This is a genomic window from Lysobacter sp. Soil_N_23 (assembly GCF_057656135.1).
Genome location: NZ_JBDGKY010000016.1, coordinates 42,216 through 58,849 on the forward strand (window position 1 = coordinate 42,216; position 16,634 = coordinate 58,849).

The 16,634-nt window shown below is 65.7% G+C and carries 10 protein-coding genes and 1 pseudogene; 9 read left to right on the forward strand and 2 right to left on the reverse strand.

What is annotated here, in order from left to right:
• The first annotated feature begins 17 nt into the window (after positions 1-17).
• From AC3A3X_RS12850 to AC3A3X_RS12885, 8 genes are all read left to right on the forward strand, one after another.
• Positions 18-1,445 (forward strand): spinster family MFS transporter, encoded by a 1,428-nt coding sequence (locus AC3A3X_RS12850; RefSeq protein WP_487583417.1) that lies wholly within the window; start codon positions 18-20, stop codon positions 1,443-1,445.
• A 56-nt stretch (positions 1,446-1,501) separates the two neighbouring features.
• Positions 1,502-3,694: an alpha-ketoacid dehydrogenase subunit alpha/beta gene (locus AC3A3X_RS12855; protein WP_487583418.1), complete on the forward strand. Its 2,193-nt coding sequence runs from the start codon at positions 1,502-1,504 to the stop codon at positions 3,692-3,694.
• A 30-nt stretch (positions 3,695-3,724) separates the two neighbouring features.
• Positions 3,725-4,954, forward strand: a complete 1,230-nt coding sequence (locus AC3A3X_RS12860) for a pyruvate dehydrogenase complex dihydrolipoamide acetyltransferase (protein WP_487583419.1) — start codon at positions 3,725-3,727, stop codon at positions 4,952-4,954.
• A 4-nt stretch (positions 4,955-4,958) separates the two neighbouring features.
• The gene (gene lpdA, locus AC3A3X_RS12865) at positions 4,959-6,350 is read left to right on the forward strand and encodes a dihydrolipoyl dehydrogenase (RefSeq protein ID WP_487583420.1); all 1,392 of its coding nucleotides are present in this window, start codon (positions 4,959-4,961) and stop codon (positions 6,348-6,350) included.
• A 74-nt stretch (positions 6,351-6,424) separates the two neighbouring features.
• Positions 6,425-7,435: an extracellular catalytic domain type 1 short-chain-length polyhydroxyalkanoate depolymerase gene (locus tag AC3A3X_RS12870; protein ID WP_487583421.1), complete on the forward strand. Its 1,011-nt coding sequence runs from the start codon at positions 6,425-6,427 to the stop codon at positions 7,433-7,435.
• 109 nt (positions 7,436-7,544) lie between these two features.
• Positions 7,545-8,507, forward strand: a complete 963-nt coding sequence (locus tag AC3A3X_RS12875; protein WP_487583422.1) for an extracellular catalytic domain type 1 short-chain-length polyhydroxyalkanoate depolymerase — start codon at positions 7,545-7,547, stop codon at positions 8,505-8,507.
• Positions 8,504-9,988 (forward strand): NAD-dependent succinate-semialdehyde dehydrogenase, encoded by a 1,485-nt coding sequence (locus tag AC3A3X_RS12880; protein WP_487583423.1) that lies wholly within the window; start codon positions 8,504-8,506, stop codon positions 9,986-9,988. The genes AC3A3X_RS12875 and AC3A3X_RS12880 overlap by 4 nt, the downstream gene beginning before the upstream one ends.
• Before the next feature lie 196 nt (positions 9,989-10,184).
• Positions 10,185-11,681, forward strand: coding sequence for a hypothetical protein (locus tag AC3A3X_RS12885; RefSeq protein WP_487583424.1), 1,497 nt, complete (start codon positions 10,185-10,187; stop codon positions 11,679-11,681).
• A 27-nt stretch (positions 11,682-11,708) separates the two neighbouring features.
• Here the strand turns inward: AC3A3X_RS12885 and AC3A3X_RS12890 are convergent, their stop codons facing one another.
• Together AC3A3X_RS12890 and AC3A3X_RS12895 are read right to left on the reverse strand one after the other, a co-directional pair.
• Positions 11,709-12,587, reverse strand: coding sequence for a toll/interleukin-1 receptor domain-containing protein (locus AC3A3X_RS12890; RefSeq protein WP_487583425.1), 879 nt, complete (start codon positions 12,585-12,587; stop codon positions 11,709-11,711).
• Positions 12,588-12,908: 321 nt separating this feature from the next.
• Entirely contained in the window at positions 12,909-15,521 is a 2,613-nt protein-coding gene (locus AC3A3X_RS12895; protein WP_487583426.1) for a glycosyl hydrolase 115 family protein, read from the reverse strand.
• Between the two features lie 696 nt (positions 15,522-16,217).
• Between AC3A3X_RS12895 and AC3A3X_RS12900 the strand changes: the two are divergent.
• A pseudogene (locus tag AC3A3X_RS12900) lies at positions 16,218-16,589 on the forward strand (DUF7927 domain-containing protein); the annotation flags it as partial.
• Positions 16,590-16,634: the final 45 nt, after the last annotated feature.

Sequence of the window (16,634 nt, forward strand, 5' to 3'; positions counted from 1 at the left end):
ATCGAGGAGCTTGTGCCATGTTGAACGCAACCAACCCTGCAGCAGCCACGGGCATCACGGCCGCGCGTCGCACGACGATGCTGGCCGTGTTGATGATGATCTACACGGTCAACTTCGTGGACCGCACCATCCTTGCCACGCTGGGCCAGGCGATCAAGCTGGATCTGTTGATCACCGACGCCCAGTTGGGCCTGCTGCAGGGCCTTGCGTTCGCGGCCTTCTACACCACGCTGGGCATTCCGCTGGCGCGGCTGTCGGAGCGGGTCAACCGGGTGTCGCTGATCGCGGTCTGCCTGGTCGTGTGGTCGGGCATGACCGCGCTGTGCGGCGCCGCACAGAACTTCGTGCAACTGTTCCTGTGCCGCGTCGGCGTGGGCATCGGCGAGGCCGGTTGCTCGCCGCCGGCGCATTCGCTGATCAGCGACATGTATGCGCCGCGCAAGCGCGCCACCGCATTGGCGATCTACTCGTTCGGCATCCCGCTGGGCACGATGGTGGGCGCGGTGTCCGGCGGCTGGCTGGTGGAGCACTTCAACTGGCGCGTGGCGCTGGTCGTGGTCGGTTTGCCGGGCATCGTCCTGGCGCTGGTCTTCCGGCTGCTCGCTCGCGAGCCGGCACGCGGCGCGATGGACGAGGCTGCCGCCACCGTGGCGACGGAAGCGCCGCCCTCGATCCGCGAAACGATCGCGCACCTGTTCGGCAATCGCGCGTTCGCGCACATCACCATCGGCGCCACGCTGGTCGGTTTCGTCGGCTACGGCACGGGCACGTTCGCCTACGCCTACTTCATCCGCATGTTCCACATGGGGTATGCCGAACTCGGCCTGGTGTACGGCCTGGTCGGCGGCCTGTCGGCGGGACTGGGCACGCTGCTCGGCGGCTGGATGAGCGACTGGGCCGGCAAGCGCCGCCGCAGCTGGTATGCGTTGATGCCGGCGATCGGTCTGCTGATCGCCGCGCCGGCTTACATCTACGCCTTCACCCGCGGCGACTGGATCACGGCCATGTGGTGGATGCTGCTGCCGGGCCTGTTCCACTACGCCTACATCGGCCCGACCCTGGGCGTGATGCACAACCTGGCCTTGCCGCGGATGCGGGCCACGGCGACGGCGCTGTTCTTCGTGGTCGTCAATCTGGTGGGACTGGGCATCGGCCCTTACGCCACCGGCGCACTGATCGACTTCGCCGCGGGCCGACGCTTCTCGGCATCCGGTCTGGGCGACTTCGCCACCCTGTGCCCGGGCGGCGTGGCCACGCCCGGCGCCGCCGAGTCGCTGCAGAACGCCTGCACCGGCGCCATGGCTCAAGGCACGCAGGACGGCATCGTGATCATGCTGCTGGTCTTCCTGTGGGCCGCGCTCCACTACCTGATCGCCGCCCGCCACATGGGCTGGCTGAAACGCGAAGCCACGACCTCGCCCGCACCTGCCAGGCAGCCGGGCTGAATGCAGCCGGCGATGCGCCGACCTGGCGTCGACCCCGATTCTCCGGAAGTAACGAAATGACCGAGCACTCGACACTGTCTCCGGCCGCGCCATGGCGGGAGTTGCGCAGCACCGACCAGGACTGGTCGCAGGCCGATCCGCTCCTGCTCGGCAACCTGCTGAGCCACATGCACCTGATCCGCGGCTTCGAGGAGTGCGTGCTGGAACTGGCCGCCGAAGGACTGGTGCATGGCCCGGCGCATTCCAGCATCGGCCAGGAGGGCGGTGCCGCCGGGTCGATCATAGGCCTGACCAGCGCCGACCAGATCAACGGTTCGCACCGCGGCCATCACCAGTTCCTGTCCAAGGCACTGGGTCACCTGGCGCCACAGGGCATCGGTCCGGGCGAGATGTTGTCGCCGCCGATCCAGCAGTTGCTGCAGCGCACGCTGGCCGAGATATTGGGCCTCGCCCAGGGCTTCTGCGGCGGACGCGGTGGCTCGATGCACCTGCAGTGGACGGAAGCCGGCGCGCTGGGCACCAACGCCATCGTCGGCGGCGGCGTGCCGCTCGCGGCGGGCGCGGCCTGGGCGCACCGGCATGCCGGCACCGACGCGGTGGTCTTCACCTATTTCGGCGACGGTGCGGTCAACATCGGTTCGGTCCTGGAAACGATGAACCTGGCCGCGGCCTGGAAGTTGCCGTTGTGCTTCTTCATCGAGAACAACGGCTATGCGGTCTCGACCCGGGTGGAAGAAGTGACCGCCGAGCCGCGCCTGTCCGCTCGTGGCAGCGCCTTCGCGATTCCGAGCTGGAAGGTCGACGGCATGGATCCGCTGGCGGTGCACCTGGCGACGCAGGAGGCGCTGGCGCACATGCGCGCCGGCCACGGGCCGACGATCATCGAAGCCGACGTCTACCGCTTCTTCCACCAGAACGGCCCGTTCCCGGGCAGCGCCTTCGGCTACCGCGACAAGAGCGAAGAGCAGCAGTGGCGGGCGCGCGACCCATTGGACCTGCTGGCCGCGAAGATGATCGCCCGCGGGCTGATCGACGAAGCCGGCGTGACCGCATCGCGCGAGCGGGTGAAGAACGCCATGCGCGACGCGTGCGCGGCCCTGCTGGAGGCCGACCCGGACGGCAAGCCCGGCAAGCGCCGCATCCGCCCCGAACTGTGGCCCAGCCCCGACTTCCGCGACGTGGCCCTGCGCAGCGATCTGCGCGAGCTGGACGGTGCACGCACCGAGGAACTGGAGCGCTACGCCGGGAAGCTCGAGCAGCGCCGGTTCGTCGACGTGGTGGCCGACGTGATGGGCCGGCGCATGGAAACCGATCCGGGCATCGTCGTCATGGGCGAGGACGTGCACCGGCTCAAGGGTGGCACCAACGGTGCGACGCGCGGCCTGCGCGAGCGCTTCCCCGATCGCGTGCTGGGCACGCCGATCAGCGAGAACGCTTTCGCCGGCCTCGGCGGCGGCCTGGCGATGGACGGCCGCTACCGGCCGGTGGTCGAGTTCATGTACCCCGACTTCCTGTGGGTGGCCGCCGACCAGGTGTTCAACCAGATCGCCAAGGCCCGCCACATGTTCGGCGGCGGCTTCGAAATGCCGCTGGTGCTGCGCACCAAGGTGGCGATGGGAACCGGCTACGGCTCGCAGCATTCGATGGACCCGGCCGGCATCTTCGCCACCAGTCCGGGTTGGCGCATCGTGGCGCCGTCGACGGCGTTCGACTACGTCGGCCTGATGAACGCCGCGCTGGCCTGCAAGGATCCGGTGCTGGTGATCGAACACGTGGATCTCTACGGCACGCAGGGCCCGGCGCCGGTCGAGGATTTCGATTACCAGATCGCCTTCGGCAAGGCGGCCGTGCGCCGCAGCGGTTCCGAGGCAACGGTACTGACCTATCTGTCGATGGTGGCGCATGCGCTCGAAGCGGCGGACCTGAGCGGGATCGACGCCGAGGTGATCGACCTGCGTTGGCTCGACCGGGCGAGCCTGGACTGGGAAACGATCGAGGCCAGCATCCGCAAGACCAACAACGTGCTGATCGTCGAGCAGGGCGTGCGCGGTACGTCCTACGGCGGTTGGCTGGCCGATGAAATCCAGCGCCGCTGCTTCGACTGGCTGGACCAGCCGGTGCAGCGGGTGACCGGGGCCGAAGCCTCGCCCAGCATCTCCAGGGTGCTGGAGCGTGCGGCCACGGCGCGCACCGAGGAGGTGGTGGCGGGCCTGCAGTCGCTGCTGCGCGACAAGGGCGCACGGCGATGAACGCATCGATCGACGAAGGAAATTCCTGACATGGCCACTGTGTTGCGCATGCCCGAAGTGGCGGCGAATGCGACCCATGCCGTGCTCGCGGCCTGGAACAAGCAGGTCGGCGACGCCGTGGCGGCGGGCGAGGTGCTGGCCGACATCGAATCGGAGAAGGCGGTGGTTGAACTGGCCGCCGAAGAGGCCGGAACGATCGGCCACCTGTTCGTCGCCGCCGGGCAGGAGGTCGAGGTCGGTGCACCGATCGCGGTGCTGCTGGCGCCGGGCGAGACAGTGGCGGACGCGGCGGCATTGCTGGCTGCGTCCGCAAGTGCGACCGCACCGGAATCCGTGCAGGACGTGGCGCCGATGGTGGAGAGTCGTGCCGCAGCGCCGACCGCTGCGCCTGCCCGCCTCTTCGCCAGCCCGTTGGCCAGGCGGCTGGCGCGCGAGCGCGGGATCGACCTGGCCAACTGCGTGGGCAGCGGGCCGAATGGACGGATCGTCAAGCGCGATGTGGAAGCTGCACGCACGGCCGCCGCGCCGGCGGCACCCGCGGCCGTGGCGGTCGCCGCTGCAACTGCCGGCGCGTACCGCGAGATCCCGCACAGCGCGATGCGCCGGACGATCGCGCGGCGCCTGTCCGAGAGCAAGTCCAGCATCCCGCACTTCTACCTGACGGTCGATTGCCGCATGGATGCCCTGCTGGCGCTGCGCACCGGCATGAATGCAGCGTCCGCAGCCGGCGCGACGCGCAAGATCTCGGTGAACGATTTCATCGTGCGCGCCGCGGCGCTGGCCCTGCACGAAGTGCCCGAGGCGAACGTCGGCTGGACCGAGTCGGCGATGCGCCAGTACGCCAGCGCGGACATCGCGGTGGCGGTTTCCACCGACAACGGCCTGATCACGCCGATCGTGCGCAACGCCGAAGCGAAGTCGCTGCGGACGATCAGCACCGAGATCGCGGATCTGGCCGCGCGAGCCCGCGCCGGACAACTGCAGCCGGACGAGTACCAGGGCGGCTCGTTCAGCATCAGCAACCTGGGCATGCACGGCGTGGATGAGTTCAGCGCCATCATCAATCCGCCGCAGGCCGCCATCCTCGCCGTGGGCGCGACCCGGCAGGTGCCGGTGGTCGAGAACGGCACGCTGGCCGTGGGCGCGATGATGCGCTGCACGCTCTCGGTCGATCATCGCGCCATCGACGGCGCGCTGGCCGCGCAGTGGCTGGCCGCGTTCCGGCGCACGATCGAATCGCCGCTGGCGCTGGTGGGCTGAAGCGATGACCGACAGCAGGACGGATTTCGACGTGCTGATCGTCGGTGGCGGCCCGGGCGGTTACGTGGCCGCGATCCGCGCCGCGCAGCTCGGGTTGCGCACCGCGCTGGTCGAGAAGGACAAGCTGGGCGGCGTTTGTCTCAATTGGGGCTGCATCCCGACAAAAGCGCTGCTGCGCTCGGCGGACGTGCTGCGCACGGTGAAGCACGCGGCGCAGTTCGGCGTGCGCGTGGCCGAGCCGCAGGCCGACGTGCCGGCGATGGTCGAGCGCTCGCGCGCCGTCGCCGCGCAGCTCAACAAGGGCGTCGCGCAGCTGATGAAGAAGAACGGCGTGAGCGTGATCGCCGGACATGCACGGTTGCTCGGCAAGGGCCGCGTGCAGGTCGAGTCGAACGATGGCCCGGCGACGATCCTCGGCGCCAGGCACGTCATCCTTGCGACGGGTGCGCGGGCACGCGAGCTTGCCGACTTCCCGGTCGATGGCCAGAGCGTGTGGACCTACCGAGAGGCACTGGTGCCGCCGCGGCTTCCGTCGAGCATGCTGATCGTCGGCGCGGGCGCCATCGGCATCGAGTTCGCAAGCTTTTACCGTGCCGTCGGCGTCGAAGTCACGGTCGTGGAGATGGCCGGGCGCATCCTGCCGGTGGAGGATGAAGAAGTCTCGGCCCATGTCGCCGCCTCCCTTCAACGCGACGGCATCAAGCTGCATGTGGGCGCGACCATCCAGTCCGCCGGCCGGCGCGACGGCCTCTGGCACGTCGAACTGCAGGACCACGTGATCCAGGCCGAGGTCGTGCTGGTGGCGGCCGGCATCGTCGGCAACGTCGAGGATCTGGGCCTGGAGAACACGGCGGTGCGGATCGAGAAGACCCACATCGTCACCGACGCCCACTGCCAGACCGCCGAATCCGGCATTTACGCGATCGGCGACGTGGCCGGCGCGCCGTGGCTGGCGCACAAGGCCAGCCACGAGGGCCTGCTCTGCGTCGAACACATCGCCGGACTGGCCACCCACGCGCTGGATCCGCTCGTGATCCCGGCCTGCACCTACAGCCACCCGCAGGTGGCCAGCGTCGGGCTGACCGAAGCCAAGGCGCGGGCGGCGGGCCACCGCATCCGGGTCGGCAGGTTTCCCTTCGCGGCCAACGGCAAGGCCATCGCCATGGGCGCCACCGGCGGCTTCGCCAAGGTGGTGTTCGACGAGGCCAGCGGCGAACTGCTCGGCGCGCACATGGTCGGCGAGGAAGTGACCGAGATGATCCAGGGCTTCGTCATAGCGCGGACGCTGGAGACCACGGAAGCGGAGCTGATGGCCGCGGTGCTGCCGCATCCGACGATGTCCGAGGCCATGCACGAAGCCGTGCTGAGCGCCTACGGACGCACCTTGCATCTGTAACCGGTGGGGGTCGCTAGGACAGTCGATCGTCGTTGCCGATTCCCGGACATCCGCTGCAACTGGAGGGTACAGGCATGAGAGAGGGGAGCTTCTTCGAGCATGGCTTCTTCACAAATGGTGGCGTCAAGCGTGGCTTCTTCAGGACGGTGGCGGCATTCGCCTTCATGATGTCCAGTGCTTCGGTCAGCGCGCAGGCCACGCTGACCGAGGACACCGGCTTCGGTACGAATCCCGGCAACCTGCGCATGTTCTTCTACGTTCCGTCCGGCCTGCCGGCGGATGCGCCGCTGGTGGTGGTCGCCCCCGGCTGCGGGCAGACGGCGCAGGAAATGGCCGACGCCACGGGCTGGACCACGCTGGCCTGGCGCGACAAGTTCGCCCTGGTGTTCCCGCAGACGTCGACCGCCAACGAACCGACCGGTGGCTGCTTCCGCACCTGGCTGCCCGCGCACCAGGCACGCGATGCCGGCGAACCGCTGTCGGTGCGGCAGATGATCGAACGCATGCGCACGCTGTACGCGCTATCCACGACGCGCACCTACATCACCGGCATGTCGTCCGGCGGGCACCTGACCAACGTGATGCTGGCGACCTACCCGGATGTCTTCGCCGCGGGCGCGCCGCAGTCCAGCTTCCCGTACAAGTGCGCGACGGCCTTCAGTGAACTGGCGATCTGCGCCCAGGCCGGACGAAACTACACCGCGCTGCAATGGGGGAACCTGGCGCGCAGCGGCTATCCGGGTTACAGCGGGCCGCGTCCGGTGGTACAGATCTGGCATGGCAGCCTTGACCCGTTGATCTACCTGCCCAACCAGTACCAGCAGGCCATGCAATGGACCAATGTCCATGGCATCGATGCCTTGGTCGACTGGAGCGACTACCTGCTCTTCCATGTGCGCAATTCCTACAGGACGATCGCAGGCAGTACCAAAGTGCAGACCATCACCGTGCAGGGCATGGGGCACTACATTGCGGTTGATCCTGGTGTGGGTTTGCAGCAATGCGGTGCCATCAGCAGTTACTCGGCAGACTTCAATATCTGTTCTGCCTACTGGATCGGCCGCTTCTTTGATGTCGTGAATTGAATTTCGGATTGGTACGCCTCGCCTCGATTGGCGGGGCGTACCGGTCTTTTCGGATCGGCGGGATCGGCTCGATTCCGCGAATACTCGTTGCCTGTGGAGGATTGAAGGCATGAAACCCCGCTCCATGTTGATGGCGCTGGCCTGCGCGGCCTTCAGCGCTTCCGCCTGTGCGCAGGCCACGCTGACCGAGGACACCGGCTTCGGCACGAACCCCGGCCAGCTGCGCATGTTCCACTACGTTCCCGCAGACCTGCCGGCAGGCGCGCCGCTGGTGGTCGTCGCCCACGGCTGCATGCAGACGGCGCAGGGCATCGCCGACACCTCGGGCTGGACCACGCTGGCCGACCGCTACAAGGTCGCCCTGGTGTTCCCGCAGACGTCGAAGGAGATCGAGCCGTTCGCCGGCTGCTTCCGCACCTGGCTGCCCGCGCACCAGGCTCGCGATGCCGGCGAGCCACTGTCGGTCAAGCAGATGGTCGAGCACATGCGCGTGCTGTTCCCGCTGTCGGCTTCGCGCACCTACATCACCGGCATGTCGTCCGGCGGGCACCTGACCAACGTGATGCTGGCGACCTATCCGGATGTCTTCGCCGCCGGCGCGCCGCAGTCCAGCTTCCCCTACAAGTGCGCGACGGCCTTCGATCAACTCGCGCCCTGCGCCAAGGGCGAGCGGGACTACACGGCGCGGCAGTGGGGCGACCTGGCGCGCAGCGGTCATCCGGGCTACAGCGGACCGTGGCCGAAGGTGCAGATCTGGCACGGCAGCGCCGACCCGGTCATCCAGGTGCCCGGCCAGCGCCAGCAGGTCCTGCAGTGGACCGACGTCCACGGCATCGATGCGGTGGCCGACACGAATGACGAGCTGCTCGGTCGGGCACGCAGTTCCTACGACGCGCCGTCCGGCGGCAAGGTGGTGCAGACCGTCACGGTGCAGGGCATGGGCCACGCCGTCGCTGTCGATCCGGGCACCGGTGCGCAGCAGTGCGGCACCACCGGTCCCTATGCCGCCGATGTCGATATCTGCGCGGCCTACTGGATCGGCCGTTTCTTCGGCGTCGTGACTGAACGATGAAAACGCATCCGCTGGACGCCCTGGCCGATCCGGGCCTGTTGAAGCGCCATGCCCTTATCGGAGGTGAGTGGGTCGACGGAGCCGATGAAGGCTTCGCCGTGCACGACCCCGCCACCGGCACGCGCCTGGCCGTGGTGGCCAACCTCGGGCCCGCCGACGCCGAGGCCGCCATCCAGGCGGCCAACGAAGCGTGGCCGGCGTGGCGGGCAATGACCGCCAGGGAGCGCGCGGCCATCCTGCTGCGCTGGCACCGGTTGCTGCTCGAGCATGCCGATGACCTGGCCCGCATCATGACCGCCGAGCAGGGCAAGCCCCTGGCCGAGGCGCGCGGCGAGGTGCTCTACGGCGCAAGCTTCATCGAATGGTTCGCCGAGGAGAGCCGGCGGATCTACGGTGAAACCATCCCGACGACCGACGCCGGCAAGCGCTACCTGGCGATCAAGCAGCCGGTCGGAGTCTGTGCCGCGATCACGCCCTGGAATTTCCCGATCGCGATGATCACCCGCAAGGTAGCGCCGGCTTTGGCGGCGGGCTGCACCGTGGTGATCAAGCCGGCGGAGGCGACCCCGCTGTCCGCCCTGGCCGTGGCCGAACTTGCGCAACGCGCCGGCGTGCCTGCCGGCGTGCTCAACGTGCTCACGGCCGATGCGGAGCATTCGATCGCCATCGGCAAGGTCCTGTGCGACAGCCCGGTGGTGCGCCACCTGTCCTTCACCGGCTCGACCGAAGTCGGCCGCATCCTGATGCGCCAGTGTGCGCAGACGATCAAGAAGCTGTCGCTCGAGTTGGGCGGCAACGCCCCCTTCATCGTTTTCGACGACGCCGACCTGGACGCGGCTGTCGAGGGAGCCATGGCCAGCAAGTACCGCAACGCGGGCCAGACCTGCGTGTGCGCGAACCGGCTGTATGCGCAGGCCGGGATCTACGAGGTCTTCGTGGAAAAGCTGGCGGCCCGGGTCGCGGCCATCCAGCTGGGCAATGGATTCGAGGCCGGCGTCGACCAGGGCCCCTTGATCGATGATGCGGCGGTGGCCAAGGTCGAGTTGCACGTGGCCGATGCGCTGGCGAAGGGAGCGCGCCTGATGGCCGGCGGCAAGCGTGCCGGGGGGCTGGGCCCGCGTTTCTTCGAACCCACGGTGCTGGCGGAGGCGAATCCGTCGATGCTCTGCTCGCGCGAAGAATCCTTTGGCCCCATTGCACCGGTGTTCCGCTTCGATACGGAGCACGAAGCGATCGCGCTTGCCAACGGCACCGAGTTCGGCCTTGCCAGCTACTTCTACAGCCGCGATATCGGCCGCATCTTCCGTGTCGGCGAGGCGCTGGAATGCGGCATGGTGGGCGTCAATACCGGGTTGATCTCGACAGCCGAAGTGCCTTTCGGCGGCGTCAAGCAATCCGGCCTGGGGCGGGAAGGTGCGCGGCAGGGCATCGAGGACTACGTCGAGGTCAAGTACCTCTGCCTGGGCGGCATCCAGGACTAGCGCGGCCGTAAGCCTCCAAGCTGATGGAGCAGTCGGGACAGACCTTCGAAATCAGGCCCTGGATTCCCACCACGGGCAATCAAAGGTTTCGCCCGCTGGGCGATAAGGCTCGCGGTTCGCACTGCGCCATCCACGCCTGCAATGCCCGCGTGCCGGGCTAGAATCAGGTGGGACCTGAAACTTGGGGGATAGGCCATTGGACGGTTTGGACGCCGCAAGAGACCGAACTGCTGGCAGGGTCGGGATCTACTTCACCGACTTCTTCGGCGTCGATCGAGCCGCGCTGGAGACATATGGCGCTTTCAACGTATCCCTAGTCAACGACCTCCCACTGTTCATTGACCCGTTTTTGCTGTTCGACAGCCCTAAGCCGGAATATCAGGCCCTCCACACTGAGATCATCGACTATCTGAAGTTCCTGCGGGACGTGTCCGCGACGGGAAAACTGACTAAGGCGCATGTGGATCAGTGGTTCCGGTTCGCTGAGGTCAAGCAGAACTGGTTGGGTTTCAGCCGTTCGGGAAACAGCGGCAATGGGCTAGGTGAGCGCTTCGCCGGCACGCTGCACCGAAACTTGCACCTGGTCTTCCGGGACTTTGGCGCCGAGTCGATCACCAAGGGCAGTCACCTAGAAAAGCTCTGCCTGCTGAGCGACGGAGTGGGGCGCGACCACCTGAGCGATTTCGTGACCAACCTGATCAAGCGCTTCCTCCTCGAATACACGCGGGAGTTCGCGCGGACCCATCTGCGCTCGGACCAGGTGAGGTCGGTCGCCGTGCAGCGCGTCCAGTTCAATCGTCAGAGCCACCGCTGGACGCCCGGGAAGTATGAGCTTCCATTCATTCACGGTGACTTCGTCATCCTCACGCCGAAGGACATGCTCACCCGCGACGAAGCGTGGATCAATCGAGGGGATCTGATTGACGGCTTCGAGGACATCTACCAGTCCATCCCCAACGAACAGCTGCGGCAACAGATCGACAGTTACTTCATGGCTCGCTTGGGGGAGGACGCCACTGACGCGGACCGGAAGGAGATCGCCGCGAAGGCGATCGAGGAGTTCCCCATCGTCCTGGACTACTTCATTCGGTCCAAAGAAGACTCTGGCGATGAAGCGCATCAGGTGAGCAACAAGAAGGTCAGTGACACCCAGGAACAGTTCGTCGAGCGCGTGTCTGAGCTCGTTCGCGATCATCTGCAGGGCACGTCGTTCTACGCTGGTGGAAACTCTTTCGACGAATCGATGGCGCGCGTGCAGTTCCTGAAGAGCGTGATCGAGCACAAGGACGGGTGGCGCATCTTCTACGTGCGCGACCAGCCGATCACGCAGGAGGCTCACCTGCAGCTTCTGTATCGGCTGACCTGGTACGCCTCGCCATTGGACGTCAACCGAGAGGTGAACAACGGACGTGGGCCGGTCGACTACAAAGTCTCCATGGGGAACGCGGACAAGACGCTTGTGGAATTCAAGCTGGCCCGGAACACCAAGCTCAAGGCCAACTTGAAAAGCCAGGTTGGGATCTATGAGGTGGCCAACGACACCAAGTCGTCGATCACGGTGATCCTGTATTTCACCGATGGCGAGTGGGAGCGGGTCCAGAAGATTCTGCGCGATTTAGAAATCAACAACGCCAAGAACATCATCCTGATAGACGGCCGATCCACCAACAAGCCCTCCGCATCAGCTGCTTGATTTGCGAGTTGGGAGATTGCGGCACTATTAGATGCCTTTTCCCTTCCACGCTTGGACAAGCGCTTCCACTCGTTCGGGAACTCCCCACGATCCTTCGATCTGTCCGTTAGCCTCAACAGCGGCGGCAATGCGACCGGAGAAGCCCGTCTCCCAATACTTGAGCGTTTCAAGTAAGCCCATTAGTCGCTTTGCCTCAGCGAAGCTATCGCTCTTCTCAAACAGTCCAATGAGCGCAGAAGCCAACATCCTTTCGGTCTGCTTGTGCGTGACGTAAACGAGGAATAGCTCATTTGCGAGCGCGGCAGCGGTCTTGGAGTTTCCGTTGAAGGCTTGAAAGCGACCAATAAAGCCATAAGGGTCTTGCCCAAACCTTACGCTGAAGACGGGAACGCCGCGACCCATCGCAAAACCGATTTCCTGGTCTGTCCATTTGCTGTCGTGGAAACTAGGATGCAAAAGGGCGATCAATGCATCACACGTTCCAAGCGCCGTCTCGATCTGAGTCTGCCACTCAGTAGTTGGCTCGATGTCATTATGGGCGACAAATGCGGAGATACCGAGCCTCGAGAACGCCTCTTGCAGTTCCGCCGCATAGACTCGATGCGCGGCCAAGTGTGAAACGAAGAGCCGCAGCTTGCCCTTAGTCCAAAACGGGGGTTCGAAGCCCGGCTGCTGCTCAAGGCCTTGGATGTCATAGCCAGCATGCGCTGCAACCTGCATTAGCACGGCATCACTGGCGCCGGTTACGTGCTGAATAAGATAAGCCTCTTTGCTGCCGCTCCACGTGTCTGTTGTTGGAAGACCAAATTCCTTCAGGGTCAAGTCGATCAGAGGCCACTCCTCGTCACCCATGCGGTCGGCCACCTGTTTAACGAGTGTGATGCGTTGAGATGGTGTCAGTGCCATGGCCTTGTGCGTAGCTCGCCGAAATTGGACGTTCAGAGTATCCGGAATTGCCAGCGTCGAGGCCCCTCAGTTCGCTCAGCGGGGGCGAAGCTCGAATCCCCGTTGAGATGCCGACTTGCGGATGTATTCGCGGACCGATTGAGTTTTATGGCAGCCACTCAGGCATCGGTGGGTTTAGCAAGCGTGGGACACAAGGTGTGCTTTCAGAGACTCGCCTTGGCATCAGTGCGCATGTCTGTTCCGGCCAAGAATGACCGCTTGCGACCAGCCGGGGGATTACCGGAGGATGTACGCAATCAGCGGCATTTTCAGGTGCAACAGTCAATGCACTGCATCGCCCGCCGGTGCCGGTCCCAGGTAGGTCACCGGCAGTGGGGCGCTGGCGATCACGAGTTTCTGCAGCAGTACGTTGTCGTCCAGGCGCCAGATCCTCACTACATGGCGCCCGCGGCTCACATCGGGGAAACGGGCGCGGATGATGCGTGCGTTGTCTTCGACCGCCTTGTTCCAGTCGCGCTGTTCGGCGAGGGTCGTCTCGGTCGGCGCCGGAATCAGGCTGTCGGTCAGTACCTGCACAGGACCGTCGTCGATCGATACGACGATGCGCAGGCGGTTGCCGCCGCTGACGTCCAGTGTGGGAACGAGATACAGGTGGATGTCGAGGTCGCCGTCCCGCCCGATATCCACGTCGTACTCCAGGCGCACGCCGTCCTCGACGGTGGTGGCCGGCCGGCCTTGCGGCAGGGTCGCGACCGCGCCGAGGGTGCGGCCCAGGTTCGGTATCACGCGCCACTGCAGTTGCGCGCCATCGATCTTGCGCGAGTAGTTCGGTGCTTCGATCGCGATGGCGTCGGCGGATGCCGGAAATGCCGCGGCCCTGAAACGCAACGGTTTGGGCGGACTGATCGCCGGCAGTCGGACGACCGGCGGCATCACCTGCTCGTCCGGTTGCTGCCAGCTGGTGTAGCCGATGTGGGTCTGCAGCATCATGCCGTCCCAATTGCCATCGTTGAGCGCGTGGTAGCGGGCGCTGATTGCAGCGTCGCGATCGAATGCGGCTTCGGCGCGGTCGGCGAACAGGTTCGCCCGCGTGTCGCCGGCTGCGGCCAGGCGACGGTTCCAGGCCACGGCGTAATAGAGGCGGTACAGGTTCGCCATGGCGATGATCGGGTGCTCGACCAGCTGGAAGTAGGCGTCGTGCTGGCTGGCCGGCAGCGCCGCCTTCACCCGCAGCGCCTCCCGCTCCAGTGCGTCCCACTGCGCCACGATGGCTGCGAACTCGCCGCCATCGAGCTCGTCGGCGATGCCATCGCCAAGCGGGAAGCTGTCGGCGTCGATCAGTTCCGGCTTGCGTCGCGCCGAGTACTGGCTGAAGCGTGTCACCAGTCCGGCGATTGCTTCGGCGTGCCTGTCACCGAAGCTTGCGCGTGCCCAGTCCAGCGGGAAGCGCTGCAATGCTTCCAAGGTCATCGCTTGCGGATTCCATGCCTGCTTCATGAAGAAATCCAGCGGGTACTCCATCGGCTTGATGTCGCCGACATTGACGATCCACAGCGCCCGCGCGCCGCGCTGGTAGGCCAGGTCCATCTGCTGCCAGGTCTTCTCGATCTGGTTGCTGTTGAGCCACTTGTAGTTGCGCGGCGCGCCGACGTAATCGAAGTGGTAGTAGACGCCGAATCCGCCGGCGCGGTCGAAGTCGCGGGTTGGCAGGCGTCGGTTCTGGCCCCAGTTGTCGTCGGCGAAGAGCAGGATCACGTCGTCCGGCACGTCCATGCCGTGGTCGTAGTAGTCCTGAACTTCCTTGTACAGCGCCCAGACCTGCGGGGTCTGCGAGGCCGGCTTGCCGGTGACCTCGGCGATGATCCTGCGCTGGTCGGCGACGATGCTCTCCAGCAGCTTGCTGGCGGTGCCTTCGGCCATGGCTTCGTCGCCGTCGCCGCGCATGCCGAGGCTGACAATGCTCTCGTAAGGGCGCCCGTCGCCGCGCGACATCATCCGCTCGATGCCGCCGCGCCAGAAGGTGCGCAGGTTGTCGCGGTTGCTGCTGTAGTCCCAGCGTCCGCCGGTGACGCCGTCGCCGGTGTTGCGGTGCCATTCGTCGTGCGCGCGCATCATCGGCTCGTGGTGGGTCGTGCCCATCACCACGCCCATGGCGTCGGCGAGCACCATGTTGCGGGGGTCGTCGTCGTTGAAGGCTTTTGGCGGCCACATGGCCGGCCACAGATAGTTGCCTTTCAGGCGCAGCAACAGTTCGAACACATGGGCGTACATGTCGGGGTTGATGCCGCCGAAGCGCTTGCGTGCCCAGGTGCCGAAGGCCGGGTCCTCATCGTTGATGAAGAAGCCCCGGTACTTCACTGTCGGCTGATCGCCGCGAGCGCCTGCGGTGACATGCAGCGTGCGCTTGCGCTGCACGGGAACGTCCGCCCACCAGTACCAGGGCGACACGCCCATCTTCTCCGACAGGTCGTACAGGCCGAACACCACGCCACGGCGGTCCGAGCCGACCACCACCAGGGCCCGCTCCACGCCGGGCCAGGGCCGGTCGAGCACCACCTGCCGGTAGGCTTCCCATTGCCCGGCAAGACCTGTCACGTCCAGCTTGCCGGCCCGCACCAGCGAATCGATGCTCGCGCTCTCGCCCAGGACGCCGGCAACGACCACCGGGCCACGCACGCTGCCCGTGTCCTGCAGTCGTGCGGGCAAGTGCCCGCTGACACGCTCCAGGTCGGCGGCGAATCCGTCAGCCGCGTGGCGCACTGCCGGATCGGCTCCGGGCTCGACCAGTAGCGCGGCAGGCCGCGACCGCTCGACGAGGGCGAAGCTACCGGTACTGGCCCGGTCACAGATCGATACCGGTGCAGAGCATGCGAAAGCCGCGGGCGCGTGCATGGCGCATGCAAGCAGGACGAGACGGATCAGTACGGCTCGCATCAGTTCTCCAGCGCCTGGTTGCGGAGGATTTTGGCTGCGGTGCGCGCCAATGGTAGCGCTACCATTCGTCGACTATAGCCAGCTCCTCTGCAGTTTGTCTTGCCGCGTCGCGCAACTGCGAGCGACTGCTCGCAACCGAAGACGAATCCGCAACCGGGCCAAAGGCGTGGCCGGAGGCCATGCCTCCGACTTCCAACGTTTCCGCTCAACGCACAGCGCGGATCGTCGTGTCGATGAGTTCGGGCTTTCCGCCGGCGAGTGCCGGCGTCGGGCCGCCACCACGCCACGCAGGAATCCAAGGGTGATGGCCCTTGCGGCGTAATCACCGAGCGAGAACTGGCGGCCAGAACGATCTCGCCGCTCTCGTCGCGCTTGCTGGCAACGAAAATCGCCAAGCATCGATTCCGTGCGGATTGAACGCTTGAGCGCGCACAGAGCCAGTCAGCTTGGTGAACAATCTCATGACCGACGAGCGGTCGAGGTAATTCACGACTGCTACACAAACCCTACTCCGAAAATCACCGACCGGTCAGCTCGTTCTGAATCCGTTCAGATAGCTTGACTTGGCGATGTCGGCCAGTCGACGCCGACGTGATGCTTGCGTGCGTAGTGACCCAGGACGGGAGTCGCGTGCATATTCGCTTCTCATCGCAGCGTTGCGTCTGGCGAACTGCAGCAGGAATGCTGCTGCTCTTCATGCTGTGCACCGCCGTTGACGCGCAGGTCTCCAACACAGCGCGCATCGCGACACCCACAGGGATTACCGATAGCAACCCAAGCAACAACACGTCGACGGTTGTCACGCCACTTGCGGGCACTGTAGCCAGCATCAAGTCCGCCAACCCCGCCAGCGGCAGTACAGTGGCTGTCGGTCAGACCATCCAGTACACGCTGACGACAACCGTCGATGGCGCTCCTCTGGCCAACCCGGTCACGCTTACCGACACGCTTGGTGTGGGACTTTCATTCTCTGGTGTTACGAGCGCCGGCAATTTCTCGTGCACTGGAACCGGTCCGGTCAGCTGTACGTTGCCGGCAGGTACTGCGCCTGGAAGCTACAGCGTTACTTACGCCGTGACGGTCACGCAGGCCGCCACGACGTCGGTGAGCAAC

Excerpts from the sequence above, each read along its gene's own strand:
- AC3A3X_RS12855 (WP_487583418.1), top strand. The coding sequence starts at position 1,502 with ATGACCGAGCACTCGACACTGTCTCCGGCCGCGCCATGGCGGGAGTTG.
- lpdA (WP_487583420.1), top strand. The coding sequence starts at position 4,959 with ATGACCGACAGCAGGACGGATTTCGACGTGCTGATCGTCGGTGGCGGC.
- AC3A3X_RS12890 (WP_487583425.1), bottom strand. The coding sequence starts at position 12,587 with ATGGCACTGACACCATCTCAACGCATCACACTCGTTAAACAGGTGGCC.
- AC3A3X_RS12875 (WP_487583422.1), top strand. The coding sequence starts at position 7,545 with ATGAAACCCCGCTCCATGTTGATGGCGCTGGCCTGCGCGGCCTTCAGC.
- AC3A3X_RS12870 (WP_487583421.1), top strand. The coding sequence starts at position 6,425 with ATGAGAGAGGGGAGCTTCTTCGAGCATGGCTTCTTCACAAATGGTGGC.
- AC3A3X_RS12880 (WP_487583423.1), top strand. The coding sequence starts at position 8,504 with ATGAAAACGCATCCGCTGGACGCCCTGGCCGATCCGGGCCTGTTGAAG.
- AC3A3X_RS12850 (WP_487583417.1), top strand. The coding sequence starts at position 18 with ATGTTGAACGCAACCAACCCTGCAGCAGCCACGGGCATCACGGCCGCG.
- AC3A3X_RS12860 (WP_487583419.1), top strand. The coding sequence starts at position 3,725 with ATGGCCACTGTGTTGCGCATGCCCGAAGTGGCGGCGAATGCGACCCAT.
- AC3A3X_RS12895 (WP_487583426.1), bottom strand. The coding sequence starts at position 15,521 with ATGCGAGCCGTACTGATCCGTCTCGTCCTGCTTGCATGCGCCATGCAC.